Source organism: Paenibacillus sp. FSL R5-0519 (assembly GCF_037974275.1).
In the GTDB taxonomy this organism is placed as follows: Bacteria; Bacillota; Bacilli; order Paenibacillales; family Paenibacillaceae; genus Paenibacillus.
Map to the genome: position 1 here is coordinate 43313 of NZ_CP150234.1, position 22523 is coordinate 65835.

The following is a 22523-nucleotide window of genomic DNA, read 5'->3' on the forward strand; positions in this document are numbered from 1 at the left end:
TTCAAACTACCTGTGCTAACATACCCTAAGAATTAAAGCCCACATGGGAAAGGTGAGAAAATGACAGCAATATCCTCAACCAAAGAGTCCCTTCGTTCTGATGCCAAGGATCTGAATCTGATTCGACTAACATGGCCTATTTTCCTGGAACTCTTCTTATTTATGTTGATGGGGAGCGTGGATACGCTCATGCTCAGCTCGGTATCCGATAATGCGGTCTCCGGCGTTGGAGCAGCCAATCAGATTATTTCTATCGCTATCCTTGTACTGGAAGTCATTGGACATGGTGCTGCAATTGTAGTGGCACAATATATCGGATCGAAAAAGCTAAGTGAAGCAGCACAAGTGACAGGTAATGCGATTACGCTGAATCTTATTGTGGGGCTGGTCCTGAGCGGAATCTTCCTTCTGTTCGGAGGACATTTGTTATCACTCTTGAATATTCAAGGCGAAATTTATGATTTTGCCCGTTCGTATATAAATATCGTCGGTGGCGGGATCTTCCTCCAGGCACTCATTAATGCACTGGCTGCGACGATCCGTACACATGGTTATACCAAAGAAACGATGTACGTCGCTGTATTCATGAACGTGATTCACGTTGTTGGTAACTATGCATTGATCTTCGGTCACTTCGGCCTGCCGAAGCTTGGCGTGGAAGGTGCAGCCATCTCCACAGTAGGAAGTCGGTTTATCTGCCTGCTGATCTTCTTCTGGTTGTTGTATCGTGTAAGCGAGGTGCGGGTGGATTTCGAATACTACATTAAATTGTCCAAACATTTTATTGGCAAAATTCTGCGGATCGGCATTCCGTCTGCGATGGAGTCCATGGTATATCATTCTTGCCAGCTCGTGTTCACCCTGTATGTGACCTATCTGGGCGCAGAAGCTATGGCAACCAAGCAGTATGCGGGCAATATCTCCAGCTATATCTACTTGTTCAGCATGGCGATTGGTATGGGGACATCAATCATTGTAGGCCGGCTTGTCGGTGCGCGCCGCAAAGACGATGCGTACAAACGTGTTTTTGACAGTGTAAAATGGGCCCTCCTGGCCACGGTTATCATTGATGTCATCATCATTTTTTTCCGTGTGCCGCTGATGAGCATATTTACGGATAATCCGGAAATTATCAAGCTGGGTGCTCAAGTGATTCTGCTCAGTCTTTTACTCGAAACCGGACGTACCTGCAATATTGTGATCATTGGTTCCCTGCGTGCGGCAGGGGATGCGAAGTTCCCGGTATATATGGGTCTGATCTCCATGGTCTGCATGAGTCTGCCACTGGGGTATCTGCTCATATTCCAGCTTCATCTGGGGCTCGCTGGTGTATGGCTTGCCATTGCGGCGGATGAGTGGACCCGTGCAGTCATTATGTTCTTCCGCTGGAAGAGCAGAGCTTGGGAGAAACATGAACTGGTGGAGCATGATGACGAAGAGGTTGGCGCACAGCCGGTACCGGCTGTCTGACGAAGAATATGATGTGCGGATAAATAAAAGGAGAGTCAATGACGGAAAGGATTCAATCCGTGATTGGCTCTTTTTTTGCGTTTTCGGCAGATGGCAACTGAAGTGAGGATAGCAAAAATGATCAAAACGGTACATACATCATTCACGTATAGTAAGGATATGGAAGGGGGATTTACCACAGTTGAGCCGTTACCGTGCAATGATTCAGCAAAGTTTGTTCTATATTGAAACCTATCTGCATGAGGAGATCGGGTTGGAAGAAGTGGCGTCCGAGGCGTTGTTGTCGCCGTATCACTACCACCGGATTTTCCGTAATGAAGTGGGTATGACTGTGGTGGATTATATCCGAAACCGCCGGATGAGTCTGGCGTCCACAGCCCTGCGATCCACAGATGCAGGCATTTTGGATATTTCCCTGGCGTGTGGATTTGAAAGTCAGGAAGCCTTCACTCGTGCATTTCGCAAATGTTATGGCATGCCACCAGGACGTTTCCGCAAATTGTTCGATCTGAAATTATTCGAAGGAAGAACCAGAGGAGGAGAAGTACAGATGAGTCAGACGTCAACGATTACAGGCTGGATGTTAACCGGAAGTCATCCGCAAAATTATGAGATGGGCATTGATCCTGCCGAAGTGCATCAGGGTAAAGCTTCAGGTTATTTGAAGGCAGTTACACCGATGGAGCCTAATGAATTCGCAACGATGATGCAGCAGTTCAGAGCGGACAAGTATGTAGGCAAGCGGATGAAATTATCGGGATTCGTGAGGACCGAGCGTGTGGAGGCGTTCTGCGGATTATGGATGCGTGTGGATAATAACGTTCATGATGTGCTCCAATTTGATAACATGCATGATCGGCCAATTACGGGTACACAGCCCTGGAACCAGTACAGTATTGTGCTTGATGTGCCGGAGGGCAGCGCGGTCATTTCGTTCGGGGTGATTTTGAACGGTAAAGGTAAAGTGTGGGTCGATAGTTTCCGCTTCGAAGAGGTTGATATGAACACGCCGCTGACACATATGGAGACAGAGTATGAGATGTCGGACGAGCCGCTGAATCTGTCATTTGAGGAGTAAAGTTGTAAACCACTATTTCATAAGAAAGCGTTCAGCACGCCCATGAAGGTGTACGAGTGTGTCGAACGCTTTTTTTATGAAGATAAACAAGTTTATAAAAGGACTCCTAGTTTCTTGGTAGAATATAACCTTACTGGTTCTGTACTAGCTGTTGTAGTCGTTCCGCCATTGAGGGGAGATGCAATCTATGAAAACAAAACTGTTAGAGATATTACTAGCTGTTGTTTTGGGCTTTTTTACAGGTGTTTTATTAAGTGGAGGTGGAGTGGATATAAGTGAAAGTGGTATTCATATTTTACTTGGCTGTATTTTATGGATTCTTATACTGAACTATCTACATTCTTCCAAGAATAAAAGTGAATGATGGAACCTTTTTTTATTGTGTAAGCAGAAGTGTATATTGTTATTTAAAATTCAATAACTAAATCTATAGACCAAGGGCTGATCCAATCACGGGTTGGCTCTTTTTGTTGACTTTGGGGTATAAAGAAAGTAAAGCCAAGACTAAGCTGAGAGGATATGCACCTGTCATACAAATTGCAACTCATCCATAGCCAATTAACATAGACCTTGCTAACATAAACCCATAAACTAACCCATGACATAGATAAAGAGGATGAATCCCATGAATAAAAAAGTACTCGTGGTAGATGACGAATCAAGTATCGTCAGTGCCATTGCTTACGCGCTGCGGCGCGAAGGATATGAAGTTGAGACTGCGAGTGACGGCGAAGAGGCCTTAATGAAGGTCGCATCGTTTCACCCACAGGTCATGATTCTGGACGTCATGATGCCCAGGCTCGATGGATACGGCGTATGCCGCAGGCTGGAGGACCGGGAGGATATCGGCATTATTTTGCTGACCGTCAAAAATGATATCGTGGATAAGATCGTTGGCCTGGAAATGGGCGCCGATGATTACATGACCAAACCATTCGAGATCCGAGAATTGCTTGCAAGGGTGAAAGCGCTCATGCGTCGTGTCGAGAAAAGCAGTCCACCACCTGACGATTCGAAGAATCAGGCCATCGTGAATGGCACACTGCGTATTCATGTTGCTCACCGCACGGTGACTGTGAATGAGGAGAAGCTGGATCTGACACCGAAAGAGTTTGATCTGCTGACCATTCTCATGTCTAATCCTGAGCGGGTGTACACACGAGACGATCTGCTGGATCGGGTATGGGGCATGGAATATGCGGGTGGGACACGGACCGTGGACATTCATATCCAGCGTTTGCGCAAAAAAATCGGAGATACGGATCAGCAAAAATTGCAGACGGTATACGGGATTGGCTACAAAGCATCTGCACCTGAATCAGGCGGGGCCATATGAGAGTCAGCATCAAGCTGAAGTTCAGTGTTTTTCTGGCAGCCTTGCTAATCCTGACCGTAGTTGTGCTTAGTTCACTGGTCCTGCGCGGTATTGAACGCAATCAGCAGTCACAGATTGAAGGTATTCTATCGCAGCAGACACGGCTGGTGAACCTGAATGTACGACAGTCCTACTACACCGAGTCGGTTCATCTCGATCAGGACGTTTTTTTACAGCGAAATGGCCGCAGGCTGGCACAGGAACTGGCCAACTCTACCGGATTGCCAATTGCACTCTATAACATGACAGGCCAGCAGGTGGGAGCATCCTTCGCCTCCGGCGAGAGTGAACTCGTACAGGAAACGTTGGACTATGCGCTGCAAAATAAAATTGCTTATCATGAGCAGGGCGAGACCCTGCTCTATGCCGCACCACTGGATGGCCCGGACGGACAGATGGGCGCGGTATGGATACAATATCCTGTCCAGAGCTACCATGAATTCTATACTCGCATCTTTCAATTGTTCTTATGGGCAGGAATTACCGTGGTTGCACTGAGCTTCATATTAGGTTATCTGTTCTACAATCGGTTTGCCGTTGCGATTACCCGGCTGAAGAGGTCCGCAGATTCCATTCGGGAAGGGAACTACATTACGGAGTCTCCCTTAAGGCGTAAGGATGAATTGGGCGAGTTGGGGCAAGGCATCTATTATATGAGTACATCCATTCAGCAAAATATCACAGCCATGCATGCGGAGCAGCAGAAGCTGCAACTGGCGATAGAGAAGCTTCAGGCGCTGGAACAGCAGCAGAAACAATATATCGGTAACATCAGCCATGAGTTTAAGACACCGCTAACGTCGATCAAAGCTTATGTGGAGCTGCTCGACATGTATAAGGATGATCCGCAACTGCTTGATGATGCGACGAGTAACATTGGTAAAGAAACGGAGCGGCTATACGAGATGGTGGAGAAAGTACTGCATTTATCTGCTCTGGAGAAGTATGACTTCGAGAACCAGGCCGAAGATGTAGAGGTCAGTGCTCTGCTGGAGGATGCCTGTGGTCGGATGCGTGGAAAAGCGGAGAAGTTTGCGCTGAACATGGAACTGGATCTGGAACCGGCGGTGATCCGCAGTGATCGGGAGAGTCTGATGCATATTTTCATCAACATGCTGGATAATGCCATCAAATATAACGTTCCGGATGGTGTGATCCGGGTGAAGAGCGAATTACAGATACAGGAGCGTCAAGCGGTCATTCGCATCTATAATTCAGGTACGCCGATTCCGGCAGAGGCGCAGGAGAAGATTTTTGAACCCTTTTACACGGTGAACAAAGACAGGGCCAGAAAAACTGGCGGAACCGGGCTCGGATTATCTCTCGTGAAGCAATTTGTTGAAAAGCAAGGCGGTACAATCACCTTACTTCCAAGCAGTACGAGCGATTCTCAGAATGGGGAAGGCGTGACGTTCCAACTCATTTTCCCTTTGGCTGATGCAAGTTTACAAGTTCGAAACAAGTCTGAATAACTTTGGAAGTATGCCGTGTGTATGCTTGGTCTATAGCAAGAGAAACCAGGGGGGAACATGATGAATTGGAAACAAGCAGCATTGGGGACGTTTGGGGCCATTGCCCTGTTAACAACAGCAGCATGCGGGGGAACAACAGAGCCGGGGAGCAATGCACAAGGCGGTAAAACAGGCACCGATATTACGGTGAAAGATAATACCAACACGTCTGTGTACCAGAGCTTCAAGTTGGAGAAAATTGATAAATTGCCCAATATGCGCGGAATTGCATGGCTAAGTGACGACTGGATTGTATCCGACAAGGAGAATAAGTCCTTGAAACCCGTTACTGTTGAAGGTGAGGAAAGATACCCGCATAACTTATATATGTATGATCTAACCAAAGGTACAGACACGCCGCTCAAGGAAAGTGAAGTTAGCCTGGGTGCACCGCTGGTGTCACCGGATGGTCAGTACCTGTTCTATCGGGAGCCGGAGGAAAGTACGGGTAAAGGTTACATTCTGAATCTGCATAGCGGGGAGACAACCCCCGCCGGTAAGGAGGATGGCTTCATCCAAGAGGGTGCATGGCTGGATAATGAACATGTCGTTTTTCCCAATATGAAGGGTGATCTGATCTCGGCAAGTGTGGATGGAACAACGAAGGTGCTGGTGGAGACAGGCAATTTCAATGTACGGAGTATCAAAGTGTCAGGCAATATGCTCTATTATATTACGGGCGAAGACGGCCAGTTGAATGCATACGACGTGAAGACGGGTGACGTGAAACAGGTGCTGAAAAGTGTGGAGTGGGTCATCCCTTCCAATGATGGAACAAGGCTTGCGATTGTGAAAAGAACGGCGGATACCAAACGGGCGCTGGTGCTTACCGATCTGGAAGGTAATGAGAAGGCCACTCTCGCCAGAGGCACGCAGATCTTCGGCACCAGCTGGTCGGGTGATGATTCCAAGATTGCGTATACGATCAATTCCGAGAATGATAATGAGAAAGGGCTGTTCGTCTCCAACACGGAGTCGGCTGAGCAGTTCCAGATCTCGGCGGATATGGACAACGCCTCTGACCCGCTTGCCTGGAGTCCGGAAGGAAATAAGATCCTGTTATCGCAGGCGGTATTGGAGAATGAGTCGTATCACTTTGTGACCTCGGTTATTACGATCTCGGAATAGGATGATTGTTGCGGACAGATATGTTCCATATCTTTCATCCCTTTCTATACATTTATATTGACTAAGCTATTCCGCTTCCGATAAACTAGAATGCAGGAATATAAGTCGAATGTCAGACAGCAGTTCGAGACGAAGTTTCGGGCGGCTGTTTCTTTTCTTTTTACAAGTAAGGGTGCAACGTAGTCGTCTTGCCGGATGATCCGGCTCATAACAACATGGAATAGGAACAGGTGATATACATGTGTAACAGCGCGTATCGCGTGCTTTTATATTATAAGTTCGTGAAGATTGAAGACCCCGAGACGTTTACACAAGAGCATTTGCAATACTGCAAGGACCTCGGTGTGAAAGGACGTATCCTGATCGCATCCGAAGGCATTAACGGCACGGTATCCGGAACGCCGGAACAGACGGAACAGTATATGAAAGACATGCATGCGAACCCGCTGTTCAGCGATATGGTGTTCAAGATTGATGATGTGGAAGAACATGCATTCAAAAAAATCTTTGTTCGTCACAAAGCAGAGCTGGTTACGTTCCGCGTAGACGAAGATCTGGATCCAAATGTGATTAGTGGCAAACGCCTCTCACCGAAAGAATTCCATGAGCATCTGCAACGGGATGATGTCATCGTTATCGATGGTCGCAATGATTACGAATACGAAATCGGCCATTTCCGCGGCGCCATCCGTCCAGATGTTGAGTCGTTCCGCGAGTTCCCGGAGTGGATTCGCGAGAACCTGGGTGACATGAAAGATAAAACGATTATTACCTACTGCACCGGTGGTATTCGCTGCGAGAAGCTGACTGGATTCATGATTAATGAAGGATTCCAGGACGTTGCTCAATTAGACGGCGGTATTGTCACGTATGGTAAAGATCCAGAAGTTCAAGGCCATCTATTCGATGGTAAATGTTACGTGTTTGACGAGCGAATCTCTGTACCGATTAACCGGACAGAAGAGGATATTGTCATTGCCAGCTGTTATCACTGTGGAACGACACATGACCGATATATTAATTGTCCAACCTGCAACCTGCAGCACGTAAGCTGCGAGGATTGCGAAGAGACGCATAACCGCTTTTGCTCGGATGCCTGCCGGGAGGCAGCACCGGTACACGCATAAGCAGGAGAGCAGGTGCTGATCGTGAAGCGCGAAGAGGAACGAACGACGCGTGAACGGATTTTGTTCATGCTGAAGCAGCAAGGTACATTGACCGCGAGGGAAATGACAGCTGATCTGGGTCTGACCGGCATGGCCATTCGCCGTCATCTGACAGCACTGGAGCAGGACGGCTGGATCGAAGTTCGGGAGGCCCGGGCTACGGCTGGACGTCCATCCTCGGTGTACCAATTGACGGTACGCGGGGACAGCTTTTTCCCAAAATCATATTCGTCCCTTACGCTGGAACTGCTTGAAGAATTGTCTGACTCAGCCGGGAGCGGTGTGGTGGATGCATTGTTCGAGAGTCGCCGGGACAAGCTGCTCCGCAGCGGATTGCCACAGATGGAAGGCCAGGATCTGGCCGGACGAGTGGAGGAACTCGCGCGAATTCAGAATGCCAACGGATATATGGCGGATGCGTCCAGAGAAGAAGATGGAACCTACGTCATTACGGAAATGAACTGCCCGATTGTGCAAGTTGCGAGTGTATACAAGCAGGCTTGTCGCTGTGAACTGGAATTGTTCCGCTCGCTGCTTCAAGCGGAGGTGGAGCGTACCGAATGTTACGCCGATGGCGGCAAAAGGTGCAAGTATGAGATTCGCGAAGCGTCGGGGAACTGACTGGTTTATACAAAGAGATTGTTTCGATTCGTCGAAATAGTCTCTTTTTTTGGATAAGAATGACGTAAAAACGTTATTTTTGTAGTGAGATACGTGATATAATCTGAGATAACACCAGATTCTTATACATAACTCTATGTTAGATGGGAGGCGTTAATGATGCACGAACCCGAACCGGCTTTGAAAAAAGCCATGAGTGTATTGGAGTTTCTGAGCCAGGATGAGCAAGCACGTCAACGATATATCGACCGTCAGAAATTTCTATGGGACGAAGCTTCCATGATTGAGGGCGCACGAGAAGAGGGTCTCAAGAAAGGTGAAGCTGAGAGCAAGCGGAAAATTGCATTGAATATGCTCACCTTGGGTCTTGATCAAGAGACCATTGTCAAAGCGACGGGACTAACCTCTGCTGAGCTAAAAGCAATTCAAGAAGAAAAATAAGCTATCTATATGAGGCTGCTCGCATAACATGTGGGTTGCCTTTTTTGATCTTATGTAATATTTCCTATCACAATCAACCGATGAGAGTAAATTGGAAGCGGTTCAACCATTGACGTATATCGGGACGCCCCTTAATATTAGGGGAACAATAAAACACTAACACGGTTCATGGACTTCAGTCGCATGACAAAAGTCTATATTTGTCTGCTTTTGTCGATCAAAGCAACAATGCGTTGAAGCGTTTGTTTTGTCCCACCCTATCGTGTCAATGGAATCTCGATAAGGGTAACCACATTTTATAAGATGGAGAGGGGTTCTCACACATGAAAAAGAAATTTTGGATGTCACTGATGATGGCTGCTTCAATGATCGTTGCGGCAGGTTGCGGAAATAACAGCGGTACAGGCTCGGAATCCGAAGGATCTGGGAGTACAACAGGTGGAGGCAGCGAGGAAAAATCATACCAGATTGCCATCTCCCAGATTGTTGAACATCCATCCCTGGATGCTACACGCGAAGGTTTCATCGCAGCCCTGAAGGATGCGGGTATTGAAGAGAACAAGAACCTCAAAATCGATTACAATAACGCGCAAGGTGATTCGACGAACAACCTGTCCATTGCACAGAAAATTTCGGGTGACTCCAAAAATGATCTCGTACTCGGAATCGCAACACCATCGGCGCTGGCTCTGGCTCAGCAAGTGAAGGACAAGCCATTGCTGTTCGCGGCGGTAACAGACCCACTGGGTGCCAAACTGGTAACTGATATGGACAAGCCGGGCGGCAATGTTACAGGTGCATCCGATACGAACCCGGAGGCTATCGTACAATTGGCTGATTTTATTGCCAAAAATCTGCCGGATGTAAAAACGGTAGGCTTGGTCATTAACGAAGGTGAACCGAATGCAGTGGTTATGGCAGATAACGCAGAAAAAGCGCTGGCAACCCATAATATCAAGCTGGTGAAAGCACCAGTTACGAATACATCTGAAGTTAAACAGGCAACGGATTCTCTGGTTGGCAAAGTAGATGCCTTCTACATTACGCTTGATAACTCTGTCGTAAGTGCGGTGGATACGATCATCCAAACGGCGAACAGCAATAAAATTCCGTTCTTCTCCAGTGACCGGGATACGGTTGAAAAAGGAGCTTTCGCAACGGTAGGCTTCAAATATTATGACCATGGATATCAGGTGGGTGAGATGGCTGCGGACATTCTGAAGAATGGTACGAATCCTGGTGATATGAAAGTCACCGTTCCAGACAAGCTGGATCTGATCCTGAACCTGAAAGCAGCGGAAGCCCAAGGCATCACGGTTACGGATGAGATGAAGGCGGAAGTAAAAGACCAAGAAAACAATATTATTCAATAATCTGACCGGAGTATAATCCGGCAGTAAGGATGCTAGGCGAACGTGCAACGGGTTCGCCTCATTCTTTTCGATAGACAGGGAGGAAGTAACGTGAGTATAAGCTGGAATTCAATTGAAGGAGCAATCGAGCTGGGACTTTTATATGCACTGATGGCTCTTGGTGTGTATATTACGTTCCGCATACTCGATTTTCCTGACCTTACCGTAGACGGAAGTTTTACAACAGGAGGCGCAATCGCGGCGGTGATGATCTCCAATGACTTCTCTCCTTGGCTTGCCTGTTTGGCGGCAATGGCTGGCGGCATGGTGGCCGGGGCTTGTACAGGTCTGCTTCATACCAAAGGCAAGATTAACGGGTTGTTATCCGGGATCTTGATGATGATCGCGCTCTACTCCATTAATATGCGTATTCTTGGCGCACCGAATAAATCTATTATGGGTATGGATAATCCATTCTCAGGTGAGCATGTCATGGTGCTTATTATTATCGTGGTACTCGTGTTTAAAATCATGCTCGATCTGTTCATGAAAACAGATGTTGGACTGGCGCTCCGTGCCACAGGGGATAACAAACGCATGATTCGCAGCTTTGGTGCAAATACGGATGTAACGACGATTGTAGGTGTCAGCTTATCCAATGGATTGGTAGCTCTGTCTGGGGCATTTATTGCCCAGCAATCCGGTTTTGCGGACATCACAATGGGTATCGGTATGATCGTCATTGGACTGGCTTCCGTCATCATTGGTGAAGCCATCCTTGGTGCAAGAACGGTGTTTTGGGCTACACTTGCAGCAATCGTTGGTTCAGTTATTTACCGGATTGTGGTTGCACTTGCCCTACAGGTCGAATGGTTTGATACATCTGATCTGAAGTTGATTACCGCGGTGATCGTCATCATTGCCCTTGTATTCCCAACGATGCAGCGTTCCATGAAGCAGCGGAGTCTGGCTCGCAAACGAACAGAAGAGTTGATGCGATCCGGGGGTCAACAGGCGAAGGGAGGTATGTGAGCATGCTGGAGATTACGCAAGTAACCAAGCTGTTCAACCCAGGCACAACGGACGAGAAGACTGCGCTCGTTGGTGTGAATCTGACGATGAATCCGGGAGATTTTGTGACGGTCATTGGCAGTAACGGAGCAGGTAAATCGACGTTGATGAACATCATTTCGGGTGTGATGAAGCCGGATATGGGTGATGTGCTAATCAATGATCGTTCCATCAAAAACCTGCCAGAGCATAAACGCAGCAGCTGGATTGGCCGGGTGTTTCAGGACCCGATGGCAGGAACAGCACCACATATGTCCATTGAAGAAAATATGGCGATGGCATACAAGCGTGGCAAAGGACGTGGATTGGGCTTCGGCGTTACCCGTGCCAGACGTGAGATTTTTAACACGCAACTGGAGAAGCTGGGAATCGGACTGGAGAAGCGGCCTAACGCGAAGGTAGGTCTCTTGTCAGGCGGGGAGCGGCAGGCACTCAGCCTGTTGATGGCTACATTTACCCAGCCGCAGATTCTGCTGCTTGATGAGCATACGGCAGCTCTTGACCCCTCGCGTGCCGAACTGATCACGGAACTGACGGAGACACTTGTGCGTGAGATGAGACTTACCACACTGATGGTGACGCACAATATGGAACAGGCCATCCGTCTGGGCAATCGTTTAATCATGATGGATAAAGGCCGCATTATTCTGGATGTCAGCGAAGAGCGCAAGCGTACGTTGACCGTGCCAGAGTTGCTTGGTGAATTCGAGCGGATTAGCGGGAAAAAAATGGCGGATGACCGGGTCGTACTCGGTTAAAACAAGGAAATAACTTGTCCCCAAATAACTATTTCGTACGATAACACGCTCTTTATTACAGAAACCTTTTGCGTTCTCGCAAAGGGTTTTTGTGGTATGTTGAAAATACGATGAGAAGAATATATAGGAGGAACCAGGCATGTCTTTACAATTGGATGAAGGGACATACACCGTAACCCGGCGTATGGATTCCATTCGCCTGCTGGCGAAGGAATTTGCGCTTTTTCATTTTTTATATGAGAACAAGGATAAAGTCTTCACGCGCAGCCAACTGTTGGACCGGGTATGGCCGCTGGAGTATCCGGTTGAACGCACGGTGGATGATCATATCTACCGCCTGCGCAAGAAATTAAAACGTTGGGATGAGATTAGTCTGGATACGGTACGGGGATACGGATATCGGCTTACGGTGCAAGAAAACAAGTCCGTTCTGCCCGCCAGTCCTTCTGCTCAGGACCCTGAAATGCAGGAAGTCATTCACGGATTACTTCGTAAATATCACTTGTTTGGGCAGGGAAATGCCATACAGACCCTGGTTCAACAGCAGGAAGCGCTTGGCATTCAGATTGAGCCGTACTATCAGTTGTATATCCATTTTATACAGGGCGATCTGGAATGGCTAATTACAACAAAGGAAATTTCTTTTGAAGAGCGTTTATACTGGTTACTTATTTTTGTTCATTCGCTAATTGAACCATCAGAAAGCTTACCCTTATATGAGCAAGCATTGAATTCATCGGCATTATCTGCGGAATTGCTTCGAGAACTCCGCATTTTGAACATCATTGAACTCTATGCAGAGGTAGGTCAATACGAGCGTGCTCGGATGCAACTGGAGGAGACGTATCGTCTGATAGAGACGGACGAGCTCAAGAATTTCAGACTGCCGGTAACCCTTGCAGCGTTATACGTGGAACTGTGGGGTGGTAGCGGTGAAGCTGTTGAGGCTCAAATGGCAGTGCTGCGCGCAGGATTGAAGGATGCCCCCTATCTGCGGGAGATCGGACGTTTTCAGGTGATGGAAGGTATATGGTTGCTTCGACAAGGGCGAGTGCGTGAAGCGGAACTTAGGATGGATGACGGACTGGACGTGTTGAAAATGTCGCTGAATGTGCCGCTATATCTGAATGCTGCATATCAGATCCTCCTGTTCATGGAACAACATCGAATTGAAGGCAGACTGCGCAGGAAATATCGTCAAGTGTACGCAGAGATTGGTAAAAATTATGGTGTTCCCACCTATAAACAACGAATTGTAGATGAAATACGTAAATTTTTATCCCCTATCTCCCCATCCTCTGATCTTCCTCTGATATAACTCTCTTATGATTACAGTCAAGTAACACACAGACCACACACGGCTGTAATCAAGGGAGGAAGTACACGTATGACCGTCATTTCAAATGAACCCACATCCAATGAATCCACCGAACCCTCCGCTTCATCTGCGGAATCCTCCAGAAGTTTATGGACCAATCTCCGGTTTGTCCGCATGTTTATTGCCTATTCGCTGGCTACGTTTGGAGACTGGTTTGATGCACTCGCCATTCAGGTCATGGTGGCCTACCGATGGGGCGCCGATCCGTTGATTATCGCCCTTATTCCTGTATGTATGGCCGTACCGGGCATAGTGCTGGGCTCTTTTGCAGGTGCACTGGCTGATCGGCTGCACAAAGTGAAAATCATGCTCCTGTGTGATGTAATCACGGTGGGATTAACCATTGCAATTTTATTTGCACCAAGTCCGCTGTGGTTGCTTCCACTGCTTGCCCTGCGGGCCATGATGGGAGTGTTCCATGTTCCCGCCCAGCAGGCGCTAACCCGCCAGGTGGTGGCAGAGGAGCATCTGTTTCAGGCATCGTCCCTAAATGGTTTTGTGAACCAGTGCTCGAAAGTGGCGGGACCGCTGCTGGGTGCAGTCATTTTGGCCTTCTTTTCACCACAGATCTGTATATTAGTCAATGCTTGTACCCGCCTGTTGTCGGGCGCAGTGTTATGGCCCTTGCGACGGTTGATGGAGAAGCCGGAGCCTGTTGAACCAGACGGAAGTACGGCTGATGCAAGGGATATCCCCGAATCGTTGTTTACCCAGTGGCAGCAAGGCTGGCGTTTTATACAGAGCAGTCGCCCCGTACTGAGCACGATGCTGTTCGGCTGTTTTGGACTCATGGCTATCCTGATGATCGATTATCAATTTACGACTCTGTTTCGGGAGATCAAGCCGGGGAATGAATCGCTGTTAGGTTGGTTGGGTTCATCGGGAGGTGTCGGAGCCATAGTCATCATTTTGCTGTTAAATCGTTTGCCGAGAATTGGGTATGGGTGGGGGCTAGGTGGAGGATATCTGTTCATCGGGGCTGGAATTGCTGCATTAGGGTGGATTGGCCCACAAACACCTGAAATTTGGGTCTTAATGTGGGGGTTATGCATTGGGGTAGGCAATGGGCTCTTTATGGTAACACTGAATTATTTGTTGCAAAAGGAAACCCCTCCTGCCTATGTAGGACGCGTCTTCGGCATTCAAAATTCACTATCCAGTGTTGTACTTGTTGTAGCTCCACTTGCAGGCGGAGCGCTCATTCGAGTTGCAGGACCGAGTCCCACCTTTCAATATATTGGTCTCGCTACGCTGGTGATTGGGCTTGCCGGAATACTGCTACAGCGCATCCTATGGGAAGGGAAGCAGCCTCTCCTATCGGAAGCGAAAGAGACCATTCCGCAGGAATCGATCTGACTGCTTTCTCGGGTCAACATGTTAAACATTCATTGTATCTACAATAAAACGAACAGCCGCTTCCGTTTTCATCCGAAGGCGGTTGTTTGCACGTTGTACTTGTTGTGCATCGTTGAGCAAATCAGACTTCCCACCAAGTGAAATAAGCAGTAGAGGCCAGCAGTCCACCAACCGAAAGTGATCCGCTGAACGAGAGGTTAATGGCTTGACCTGGAGGAACCACATAACGGCCAAATTCATTGGATTGGAAAGGCCCCGCTTGAAGGGGCATCGCCATCAATGAGGTCGCTCCTGAAGGCGCAGAAGAAGAGAATCGTACGATGGCTGCGCTGGTATTGCTGCTGGAAAGATTGCTGTTGACCGCCGTGAGTGTACTGGGAGAGCTTAGCGTTCCGTTTGCGGTCAGACTCATGGAACCGCTGAAGGATGACAACAGATTCAGTGCCACTGTGATTCCACCGGAGAGCCGTGATACATACAGGGTTCTCCCACTCCCAGCCGGATTAGCTAATTGAACGGTGGCAATCACCGTTCCTCCCAGTAACCCCAGTGTGGTGGAGTTGGTGGAACCTGCATTGTACAGATTGCCGGTACTGCCAGCACTATTCTCGGGAGGAGCAACAATGCCGGGAGAGATATACGTGTTCGTATTGGACGTATAGACAGGCAGATTTAATGGATTAAATACATTATTGTTCGGCACAGTGTGCACCTCCTTTTATCAGCATCATGCTTAGAATTCCCACCAGAAGAGATTAATGGCTGCAGTCTGACTGCCAGTTCCCAAACTAATGGATAGTGATTGTCCCGGTGGAACAAGAATAGAACCGTTTAAATCCAAGAAATACATTCCCGCAGTGAGAGGTATGCTGAGCAAACTTGTGAAAGTCCCCCCAAGCGTGCCGGTATTTTGCCTTGTAGTAACGATGCTGGTGTTGGCATTGCCAAGCAACGTATTGACGGGTGTAGGTGTACTTCCTGCCGTCACCGTGCCCCCGGAATATACGGCCAGTGTAGCTGCCGCCGTTGTCCCTCCCGAAAGGCTGGCAATTCGTACTGTTCTGCCACTCCCACTTGCATTCAGGATTTGAAGAAGGAGGTTTTGGCTGGAAGGGATCGATGTATTATTGGTCGTCAGGGCAAAAAAACTGCCTGCCGCAGCCGCACCTGCATCTGCTGAAGCCTCAATACCCGGGGCTGCATAAGTGTTGGTCAGTTGAGTGAATAGGGGCCCATTAGACTGGTTGAATACATTAGAGTTTGTCATCTTGTCCCCCCCTCTGAATAGATGAAACTGGTCTCGCGATACGATTTGTTTCGCATGTCCTCATTACTTGCATTGTATGTAACAACAGGAGAAAGCGTTTGGGAAAGGACTGCTAATTCCAAAATAACGGCAGATGCCGTGCCCGTATATCCAATCCGGGCATACGATGCGTAAGCACATTTTTTAAGGGGAAATCGAGATGAGTCGAACAGCGAAGCGAAGCATGAAGAGAACGAAGCAACCAACCAAATATGCAAGCCGTCGCCGCTCACGTCATTCCTGCCGCGCTAAATTGCTGAAACCCCCTTGTTCCCGGATTACTCGTCCCCGGTTCAAGCAGGGTACTTCCTCACGTACGAAACTCCCTGGTGCTATTCATTGTTTTACAGAGCATACGTATGTCGGAGCCGAAACCAGCAGCAGCATGAATTCCCTCCCGGCACAAGACACCTCATCACTCAGCATGTACACCTATGGCGTTGTGAATCGTGGGAAACATCCGGCTCTGGTACAGATCCAGATCAGCCCCAATGCCTTGGACTATGCTGTGGACAGCCAGGAGGTGGTCGCGGGAGGACAGACCAAAGCGCTGGTACCTTTGCGATTCTTGCATTATACCCGGCTTGCAATTCGATCCGTTGAACCGGATCAACCGACCCGGCTTGATGTTTACTTTCAAGCGCAGCGTATGCCGTAAGGGAGTAGGATTACACAGATTTGACCAGGGAGGAGGACGAGGCACATGCCTAACTTTACGACGTTTAATACGAATCCGGATAATCTGAGGACGTTGATTTTTGGCCAGGATAGTACAGGCACAGCCCAGCCTGTCAGAACCGATACAAGCGGGAATGTGGTTGGCATTATTTTGGACGGGACCATTAGTAACATCTCAGGTCTGACTACCGTTACCATTAACGCAGGAACCATTACCAACATTCTGAACGGAACCATTACGAGTGTACTTGGAGCGACCATCACGGCAGGTACGATTAACAGTGTGCTGGGAGCCACTGTAACCGCAGGTACATTAACGAATTTGCTCAATGGTACAATCACAAGTGTGTTGGGAGCGACGATCACGGCAGGAACGATTACGAGTGTGCTTGGAGCGACTGTAACTGCGGGAACATTGACGAACCTGCTAAATGGTACAATCACAAGTGTACTGGGAGCAACGATTACGGCAGGAACGATTACGAGTGTGCTCGGAGCGACTGTAACTGCAGGGACACTCACCAACTTGCTTGATGGTACACTTACCAGTGTGCTCGGAGCCACGGTGACAGCGGGAACGCTGACAAACTTGCTGAATGGTACAATCACAAGTGTACTAGGAGCGACGATTACGGCCGGGACAATCACGAGTGTGCTCGGAGCGACTGTAACCGCCGGAACATTGACGAACCTGCTAAATGGTACAATCACAAGTGTACTAGGAGCAACGATTACGGCCGGAACCATTACCAGCGTGCTTGGGGCAACCGTAACAGCAGGGACACTCACCAACTTGCTGAATGGTACAATCACAAGTGTACTGGGAGCAACGATCACGGCTGGAACAATCACGAGCGTGCTTGGAGCGACGATTACAGCGGGGACCATTACAGGTATACTCGGAGCAACGATCACCGCAGGAACACTAACGAACTTATTGAACGGAACGATCACAAGTGTGCTCGGAGCAACGATCACCGCAGGAACGCTTACGAACTTATTGAATGGAACCATTACAAGTGTCCTTGGTGCAACCGTAACTGCAGGTACGTTGACGAACTTGCTAAATGGTACGATTACGAGCGTGCTCGGAGCAACGATTACGGCAGGGACGCTCAGCAGTGTGACGTCCATTTCACAAAAGAGTTTTCAGGAGTCACAGATCATAAGCACACCTACAGCAAACACCTTCACCGCGCTTCCAGCGGTTACGACCAGTGTATTTGGCACGTATTCTTTCTTTGTATATAACCGGGGGCCGGGTATAAACCGGGTGGATGCTCTGGTTGAGATCAGTGCCAACGGAACGAACTGGTACACGGATGTGACCACTGTGACTGGCATTTTGTCCGGATCAGTGGACGTACTCGTACCACAGCGTTTTCTCAAATACACACGTCTTTCCTACCGCTCCAGCCTCATTGGTGCACCAAGCACGATTGATGTGTTCTTCAATGGACAAGGCACATAACCCACTTATATTTCATATAGGTACATGGAGTTCCTTTGGTGGACTTCATGTACTTTTTTTGTATTGGAGGTGGTTGCATTTGAAGAACCGTTTACTTGGAATCCATATGATTGTTCAAAATGAAGAACATCACCTGCCCCGCTGTCTCGACAGTTTGAAGCCTTTCGGCATGGAATGTTTTATCACGGATACGGGTTCCTCTGACCGCACACCCGAGATCGGCAAAACATACGGAGCAACGGTGTTACACGCCGACTGGCAAGATGACTTTGCCCAAGCACGAAATATCAGTCTGCCTCTGGCAGGTACAGAATGGGTCCTGTGTCTGGATGCCGATGAGTACGTCAGCCAGGGATTGGAAGAACTGCTGAAATATTTGCCCAAAGTCCATAGAAGCATTTCAAGATTACGAATTACCATAGAGAATCGATACGGTGATGGGGCGGAAGAGCGGGTAATCTGCCAACCAGTGAGACTATTTCGTGCTCATCAGGGATATCAATATGTGGGACGCGTCCATGAGCAGTTGGTACGCAGTAGCTCATGCAGATTTGGCCAGGATGGGGCCGCTGATATGAATGACAGCAGGATCGCTACACAGGATGAAGAACATTTATTGATGGAGTCGGAACCACTTGCGCCGTTATGTCTGATTCATGATGGATATCTGGCCTCCACAATTGCGAAGGAACATAAACCAAGACGTAATTTAAAGCTGATTGAACGGGAGCTCGCAGATGAGCCTGCACAGCCTTTTCACCTGTACAATCTGGGAGTAACGTATTGCCAGCTTGGTCAGATCGAACAGGCAATTGAAGCGTTCCGTGAATCATTACGTCTCACAGAGCTGCATGCGCCGTATCGTCCTACACTGGTTAGAGATTATGCTAAGACCCTTGTAGGAACGGAACGTTATGACGAGGCACATGCAATTCTGGCTGTGGAAAGACAGCGTTATCCAGCCTATGCCGATCTGCACCTGTTGTATGGGGAGACGTTGGAGCAACAAGGTTTGGAGGAACGTGCATACGAATCCTACGTCCGAGCAACCGAATGTCTGGAGGAACTGCAAGGTAATGAACAGAGTAATGGAGGCGGCGCATTAGACTCGCCATATGTAACGGAAGCAGGTTCCGACAGCTACAGAGCTTATTCCGCGATGGCAAGACTTGCACAGAAACGAGGATTTCTAAAGGAGTCTGCACATCTGTATGAATTGGCATTGGACAGCATGTTTGCGTATGCCCCGGCGTGGGCTGGGTTGGCAGATGTATTGCAGCAATCCGGAGAAACAGATGAGAGCATAACAGAAACATTACTCGCCAGATGCATGGGAATTGAGGAGCCGAGTCAAGGCAAATCGATTGGTGGTGAAATGCCTCATTCATATGCAGTGATGCATGAGGATCATCTGGTGCAAGTGATTTATGTTCTGGCAGGCTGCGGAGCATATGAGCAGGCATTGAAAATGCTGGATACAGATGCGCGTACTGCTCGTATCCATATAGCGGAACGTATACATTGGATGTTGTGTGCGAATAAGATATCCGAAGCACTGCAATTGGCGGAAGAGCACTGGGGCACGGAATGTGTGAGTGAATTCAACATGCCGGCTGAGCACAGAATGGATTGGGCACTGGCTTGTTGGGCTAATGGATTACGATTAAGCGATACATTCCTCGCAACCTCGCATCCACAGGAAAAAAACATTTGGAAGGTCATGGATCGAGTATTAACTCAGCTGTCCAAAGAGCCGCGAAGCGTTGTACCAGTGCCACAAGAACAGAAGCTTATGCAATGGGGTTCGCAGGCAGAGATAATCGCAGAGAAGGTTGTAGAGCAGGCGTTATATACGGGACAGCTTACACTTGCCGAGCAACTGCATAAGCTGCGGGCAATGATGGTGAGGGAGTATTGGGGAACTGCTGTAACTTTACGGAGGGAGTTTGCAAGTCTGTTATATCGTCAGGGCTATACTATAGCAGCCGCGAACATCCTAATTCAGTGTATGACCGAGAATGAACTCGATGCCGAAGGATTATTCTTGCTGGGTGAAACGCTGTATGCCAAAGGATACGATGAACAGGCGTTGTCTCTGTTCGAACAGGCACTGGAGCGGGAACCTGCTCACCGACAAGCCCGGGCTGGAGCAGCTGTATGTTACATGCGATTGGCCTTGAAGGCGATTCGGCAGGAGTTGGTTCGTTCCCCGTCTGCCGAGATGCTCATTGCACAGCATGCTGCGTTGGAACAAAGATTACGTACGGCCGAGGGCATTCCCTGGCGTACGATTTTCCATGCGAAGGAAAGGAGGAATCAGCTTGCGAGCGGAACGAATTTCCTTATGCATGATCGTGAAGGATGAGGAAGATTTACTGCCTCATTGTCTTGCCAGTGTCCAGGGAGCGGTGGATGAAATGATCGTAGTGGACACCGGTTCGTCGGATCGTAGCGCAGAGATTGCGCGTCAGCATGGCGCAGTAGTGGTGCCCTTTGAGTGGTGCGATGATTTTGCCGCAGCACGGAATGCTGGCCTGGAGCAGGCTTCCGGCGACTGGATTCTTTTCCTTGATGCGGACGAGACGCTCGATAGAGCTGCGCGGGAGCAGATCAGAAGCTGGACGGCGGTCAGCGGATGTGACGGATTGTTTTTAAACATTCATAACTATACAGGTACAGGTCAGCAGGGGGCTACTGTGAATCCGGTGTTGCGTCTCTTCCGCAATGCTCCGGGTCATCGGTTTGAAGGTCGAATTCATGAGCAGATTGCGGCGGCGATCTGTCGGGTTAACCCTGAAGCTGCATTTCATGTAACGGACATGATCATCCATCATTATGGGTATCAGACGGCAATTGTGGAGCGCAAAGATAAGGTGAACCGCAATGTTCGGCTGTTGGAACAGGCAGTGGAAGAAGAACCGGATCAGCCGTTCCATCACTATAATCTGGGGGTCGAGTATCTGCGTGTAGGGGAAGCGGAGCGGGCATTGGAGACGTTTGGTGTGGCTCGGATGGGGATTGATCCTGCGGTGACCAGTTACGCGCATCTGCTGTTCAAATATGAAGTTCGTTGTCTCCAGCATCTGAATCGCTGGCAGGAGGCCTTGGATCGCATTGGTGCTGCGCTTGAACTCTTCCCAGAGTACACGGATCTCATGCACCATCGCGGGGTATGTGCAGACGCATTAGGGGATACAGATCGGGCAGAGTATGCGCTACGTGAAGCTATTCGCATGGGTCCGCCTCCACCCATATACCATACGGAAGAAGGCATCGGAACCTATCAGACGTGGTATACGTTAGGGCGATTACTGGAAGGAAGGGCCGATCTGGAGGGTGCAGTGGATGCATACGTGGAAGCGGTGCGCGCCAAATCCAGTCTGCTGCCGCCACTCTATCGGATATTCCGTATTATGCGAGTCTCCGGGCAGGAACATCAGATTCCAGAGCTGGTGAGGGAGCGGTTTGCACTCAGTTCGGAAGAGGCTATACACAAAATATTGGGCATTCTGGAGCAATCCCGTTGTTATGATGCGGCTCTGCAATTATTACCTGGTGTGTCGTCACATCCCAACGGAGAAATGAGGGAGCGTTTATCCGTAGCGGAGGCGATGCTCCAAATCCAGCAAGGCAGATGGAACAAGGCGCGTCTGAAACTGGAACCTGTGAGGCGCAAGAAAGGGTTGCTCGCCGCCTCATCTGCCCGATGGCTCGAACGTTTGGAGTGGATCGAGGGGAAGGAAGTTAGTGGAGATGATCCATTAACGTTATGGTTGAAGCTTAGTTCGCAAATGGGTGAAGCAGTAACTAACCATGAAGAAATTGCTGTACAGACAGGGCGAACGTTGGGTCTGAGAGCGACAACGAAGAAGGACATGGACTCCAGTATGGACGGAACAGTTGCAGGAGCAGAGTATGATGGCTGGCAGGCCCTTGGACTGATGATGGAAGGGTGTGTACAGTCAGGACGATGGAAAGAGCTGCATAGCCTGATTCAGATGTGCCAACAGCAATTGTCCGGAGAAGGGGTATCGTCAGAAGAGAGCGCTCCCGTAGGAGAGAAGGAGAAAGAGGAAGGCAAGAGAAGCGAGAAAGAGATGGGTAGGGGAAAAGGGGAAGAAAAGGGGCCATTCCCTGGATCTTTGGATACGCTGATGGGAACCAGTCGGCTGGTGAAAGGATTGGTCAGCGCTGCGGATCATCATCTGGAGGTATTCGCACAGCCTGCAGATGGACAGCGGCATCGTTGTTGGCCTGTCGTTCAGCATATCCGGCTGGAGTTACCGGGAGCGGACGGGTTTGAGAGCTGAGAGGGATCAGGTAGGTGAGGGATGGTGGCGAATGTGGAGTCGGAGATTAGCTT

The 22523-nt window shown here is 48.9% G+C and carries 20 protein-coding genes; 18 read left to right on the plus strand and 2 right to left on the minus strand.

Features of this window, described 5'->3' with window-relative positions:
- Positions 1-60 precede the first annotated feature (60 nt).
- The 14 genes from MKY73_RS00210 (at position 61) to MKY73_RS00275 (ending at position 14705) form a co-directional block, all read left to right on the plus strand.
- Positions 61-1470 carry an MATE family efflux transporter gene (locus MKY73_RS00210; protein ID WP_339238586.1) on the plus strand — a complete coding sequence of 470 codons (1410 nt, stop codon included), beginning with the start codon at positions 61-63 and terminating at the stop codon, positions 1468-1470.
- Positions 1471-1651: 181 nt separating this feature from the next.
- The gene (locus MKY73_RS00215) at positions 1652-2548 is read left to right on the plus strand and encodes an AraC family transcriptional regulator (protein ID WP_339305038.1); all 897 of its coding nucleotides are present in this window, start codon (positions 1652-1654) and stop codon (positions 2546-2548) included.
- A gap of 187 nt (positions 2549-2735) precedes the next feature.
- On the plus strand, positions 2736-2912 hold the full coding sequence (locus MKY73_RS00220) for a hypothetical protein (protein WP_339305039.1): 177 nt from the start codon (positions 2736-2738) through the stop codon (positions 2910-2912).
- Between the two features lie 261 nt (positions 2913-3173).
- The gene (locus MKY73_RS00225) at positions 3174-3884 is read left to right on the plus strand and encodes a response regulator transcription factor (RefSeq protein ID WP_339305040.1); all 711 of its coding nucleotides are present in this window, start codon (positions 3174-3176) and stop codon (positions 3882-3884) included.
- On the plus strand, positions 3881-5395 hold the full coding sequence (locus MKY73_RS00230; RefSeq protein ID WP_339305042.1) for a HAMP domain-containing sensor histidine kinase: 1515 nt from the start codon (positions 3881-3883) through the stop codon (positions 5393-5395). The genes MKY73_RS00225 and MKY73_RS00230 overlap by 4 nt, the downstream gene beginning before the upstream one ends.
- Before the next feature lie 57 nt (positions 5396-5452).
- Positions 5453-6562 carry a hypothetical protein gene (locus MKY73_RS00235; RefSeq protein ID WP_339305044.1) on the plus strand — a complete coding sequence of 370 codons (1110 nt, stop codon included), beginning with the start codon at positions 5453-5455 and terminating at the stop codon, positions 6560-6562.
- 239 nt (positions 6563-6801) lie between these two features.
- On the plus strand, positions 6802-7689 hold the full coding sequence (locus MKY73_RS00240) for a rhodanese-related sulfurtransferase (RefSeq protein ID WP_124116691.1): 888 nt from the start codon (positions 6802-6804) through the stop codon (positions 7687-7689).
- 12 nt (positions 7690-7701) lie between these two features.
- A complete protein-coding gene (locus tag MKY73_RS00245; RefSeq protein WP_084174359.1) occupies positions 7702-8349 on the plus strand; it encodes a winged helix-turn-helix transcriptional regulator in 648 nt (215 codons plus the stop codon).
- 156 nt (positions 8350-8505) lie between these two features.
- Positions 8506-8790 (plus strand): hypothetical protein, encoded by a 285-nt coding sequence (locus tag MKY73_RS00250; protein ID WP_339305045.1) that lies wholly within the window; start codon positions 8506-8508, stop codon positions 8788-8790.
- 323 nt (positions 8791-9113) lie between these two features.
- Positions 9114-10163, plus strand: coding sequence for an ABC transporter substrate-binding protein (locus MKY73_RS00255; protein WP_339305047.1), 1050 nt, complete (start codon positions 9114-9116; stop codon positions 10161-10163).
- A gap of 90 nt (positions 10164-10253) precedes the next feature.
- On the plus strand, positions 10254-11174 hold the full coding sequence (locus MKY73_RS00260) for an ABC transporter permease (RefSeq protein WP_339238566.1): 921 nt from the start codon (positions 10254-10256) through the stop codon (positions 11172-11174).
- A 2-nt stretch (positions 11175-11176) separates the two neighbouring features.
- Complete coding sequence (locus MKY73_RS00265; protein WP_036606660.1) at positions 11177-11971, plus strand: ATP-binding cassette domain-containing protein; 795 nt, start codon at positions 11177-11179, stop codon at positions 11969-11971.
- A gap of 139 nt (positions 11972-12110) precedes the next feature.
- Positions 12111-13289, plus strand: a complete 1179-nt coding sequence (locus tag MKY73_RS00270) for a winged helix-turn-helix domain-containing protein (RefSeq protein ID WP_339305049.1) — start codon at positions 12111-12113, stop codon at positions 13287-13289.
- A 69-nt stretch (positions 13290-13358) separates the two neighbouring features.
- Positions 13359-14705 (plus strand): MFS transporter, encoded by a 1347-nt coding sequence (locus tag MKY73_RS00275; protein WP_339305050.1) that lies wholly within the window; start codon positions 13359-13361, stop codon positions 14703-14705.
- A 121-nt stretch (positions 14706-14826) separates the two neighbouring features.
- Here the strand turns inward: MKY73_RS00275 and MKY73_RS00280 are convergent, their stop codons facing one another.
- Together MKY73_RS00280 and MKY73_RS00285 are read right to left on the minus strand one after the other, a co-directional pair.
- Positions 14827-15408 (minus strand): hypothetical protein, encoded by a 582-nt coding sequence (locus tag MKY73_RS00280; RefSeq protein WP_339305051.1) that lies wholly within the window; start codon positions 15406-15408, stop codon positions 14827-14829.
- Positions 15409-15438: 30 nt separating this feature from the next.
- Positions 15439-15972, minus strand: coding sequence for a hypothetical protein (locus MKY73_RS00285; RefSeq protein ID WP_339305052.1), 534 nt, complete (start codon positions 15970-15972; stop codon positions 15439-15441).
- Positions 15973-16171: 199 nt separating this feature from the next.
- Between MKY73_RS00285 and MKY73_RS00290 the strand changes: the two genes are divergently transcribed.
- The 4 genes from MKY73_RS00290 (at position 16172) to MKY73_RS00305 (ending at position 22470) form a co-directional block, all read left to right on the plus strand.
- On the plus strand, positions 16172-16669 hold the full coding sequence (locus tag MKY73_RS00290; protein WP_339305054.1) for a DUF6385 domain-containing protein: 498 nt from the start codon (positions 16172-16174) through the stop codon (positions 16667-16669).
- Positions 16670-16714: 45 nt separating this feature from the next.
- Positions 16715-18160 (plus strand): DUF6385 domain-containing protein, encoded by a 1446-nt coding sequence (locus tag MKY73_RS00295; RefSeq protein ID WP_339305055.1) that lies wholly within the window; start codon positions 16715-16717, stop codon positions 18158-18160.
- 79 nt (positions 18161-18239) lie between these two features.
- Complete coding sequence (locus MKY73_RS00300) at positions 18240-20525, plus strand: glycosyltransferase (RefSeq protein WP_339305057.1); 2286 nt, start codon at positions 18240-18242, stop codon at positions 20523-20525.
- Positions 20482-22470 carry a glycosyltransferase gene (locus MKY73_RS00305; protein ID WP_339305058.1) on the plus strand — a complete coding sequence of 663 codons (1989 nt, stop codon included), beginning with the start codon at positions 20482-20484 and terminating at the stop codon, positions 22468-22470. Before MKY73_RS00300 ends, MKY73_RS00305 begins: the two co-directional genes overlap by 44 nt.
- Positions 22471-22523 lie beyond the last annotated feature (53 nt).

Excerpts from the sequence above, each read along its gene's own strand:
- MKY73_RS00210 (WP_339238586.1), top strand. The coding sequence starts at position 61 with ATGACAGCAATATCCTCAACCAAAGAGTCCCTTCGTTCTGATGCCAAG.
- MKY73_RS00220 (WP_339305039.1), top strand. The coding sequence starts at position 2,736 with ATGAAAACAAAACTGTTAGAGATATTACTAGCTGTTGTTTTGGGCTTT.
- MKY73_RS00225 (WP_339305040.1), top strand. The coding sequence starts at position 3,174 with ATGAATAAAAAAGTACTCGTGGTAGATGACGAATCAAGTATCGTCAGT.
- MKY73_RS00230 (WP_339305042.1), top strand. The coding sequence starts at position 3,881 with ATGAGAGTCAGCATCAAGCTGAAGTTCAGTGTTTTTCTGGCAGCCTTG.
- MKY73_RS00235 (WP_339305044.1), top strand. The coding sequence starts at position 5,453 with ATGATGAATTGGAAACAAGCAGCATTGGGGACGTTTGGGGCCATTGCC.
- MKY73_RS00240 (WP_124116691.1), top strand. The coding sequence starts at position 6,802 with ATGTGTAACAGCGCGTATCGCGTGCTTTTATATTATAAGTTCGTGAAG.
- MKY73_RS00250 (WP_339305045.1), top strand. The coding sequence starts at position 8,506 with ATGATGCACGAACCCGAACCGGCTTTGAAAAAAGCCATGAGTGTATTG.
- MKY73_RS00255 (WP_339305047.1), top strand. The coding sequence starts at position 9,114 with ATGAAAAAGAAATTTTGGATGTCACTGATGATGGCTGCTTCAATGATC.
- MKY73_RS00265 (WP_036606660.1), top strand. The coding sequence starts at position 11,177 with ATGCTGGAGATTACGCAAGTAACCAAGCTGTTCAACCCAGGCACAACG.
- MKY73_RS00270 (WP_339305049.1), top strand. The coding sequence starts at position 12,111 with ATGTCTTTACAATTGGATGAAGGGACATACACCGTAACCCGGCGTATG.
- MKY73_RS00275 (WP_339305050.1), top strand. The coding sequence starts at position 13,359 with ATGACCGTCATTTCAAATGAACCCACATCCAATGAATCCACCGAACCC.
- MKY73_RS00285 (WP_339305052.1), bottom strand. The coding sequence starts at position 15,972 with ATGACAAACTCTAATGTATTCAACCAGTCTAATGGGCCCCTATTCACT.
- MKY73_RS00290 (WP_339305054.1), top strand. The coding sequence starts at position 16,172 with ATGAGTCGAACAGCGAAGCGAAGCATGAAGAGAACGAAGCAACCAACC.
- MKY73_RS00295 (WP_339305055.1), top strand. The coding sequence starts at position 16,715 with ATGCCTAACTTTACGACGTTTAATACGAATCCGGATAATCTGAGGACG.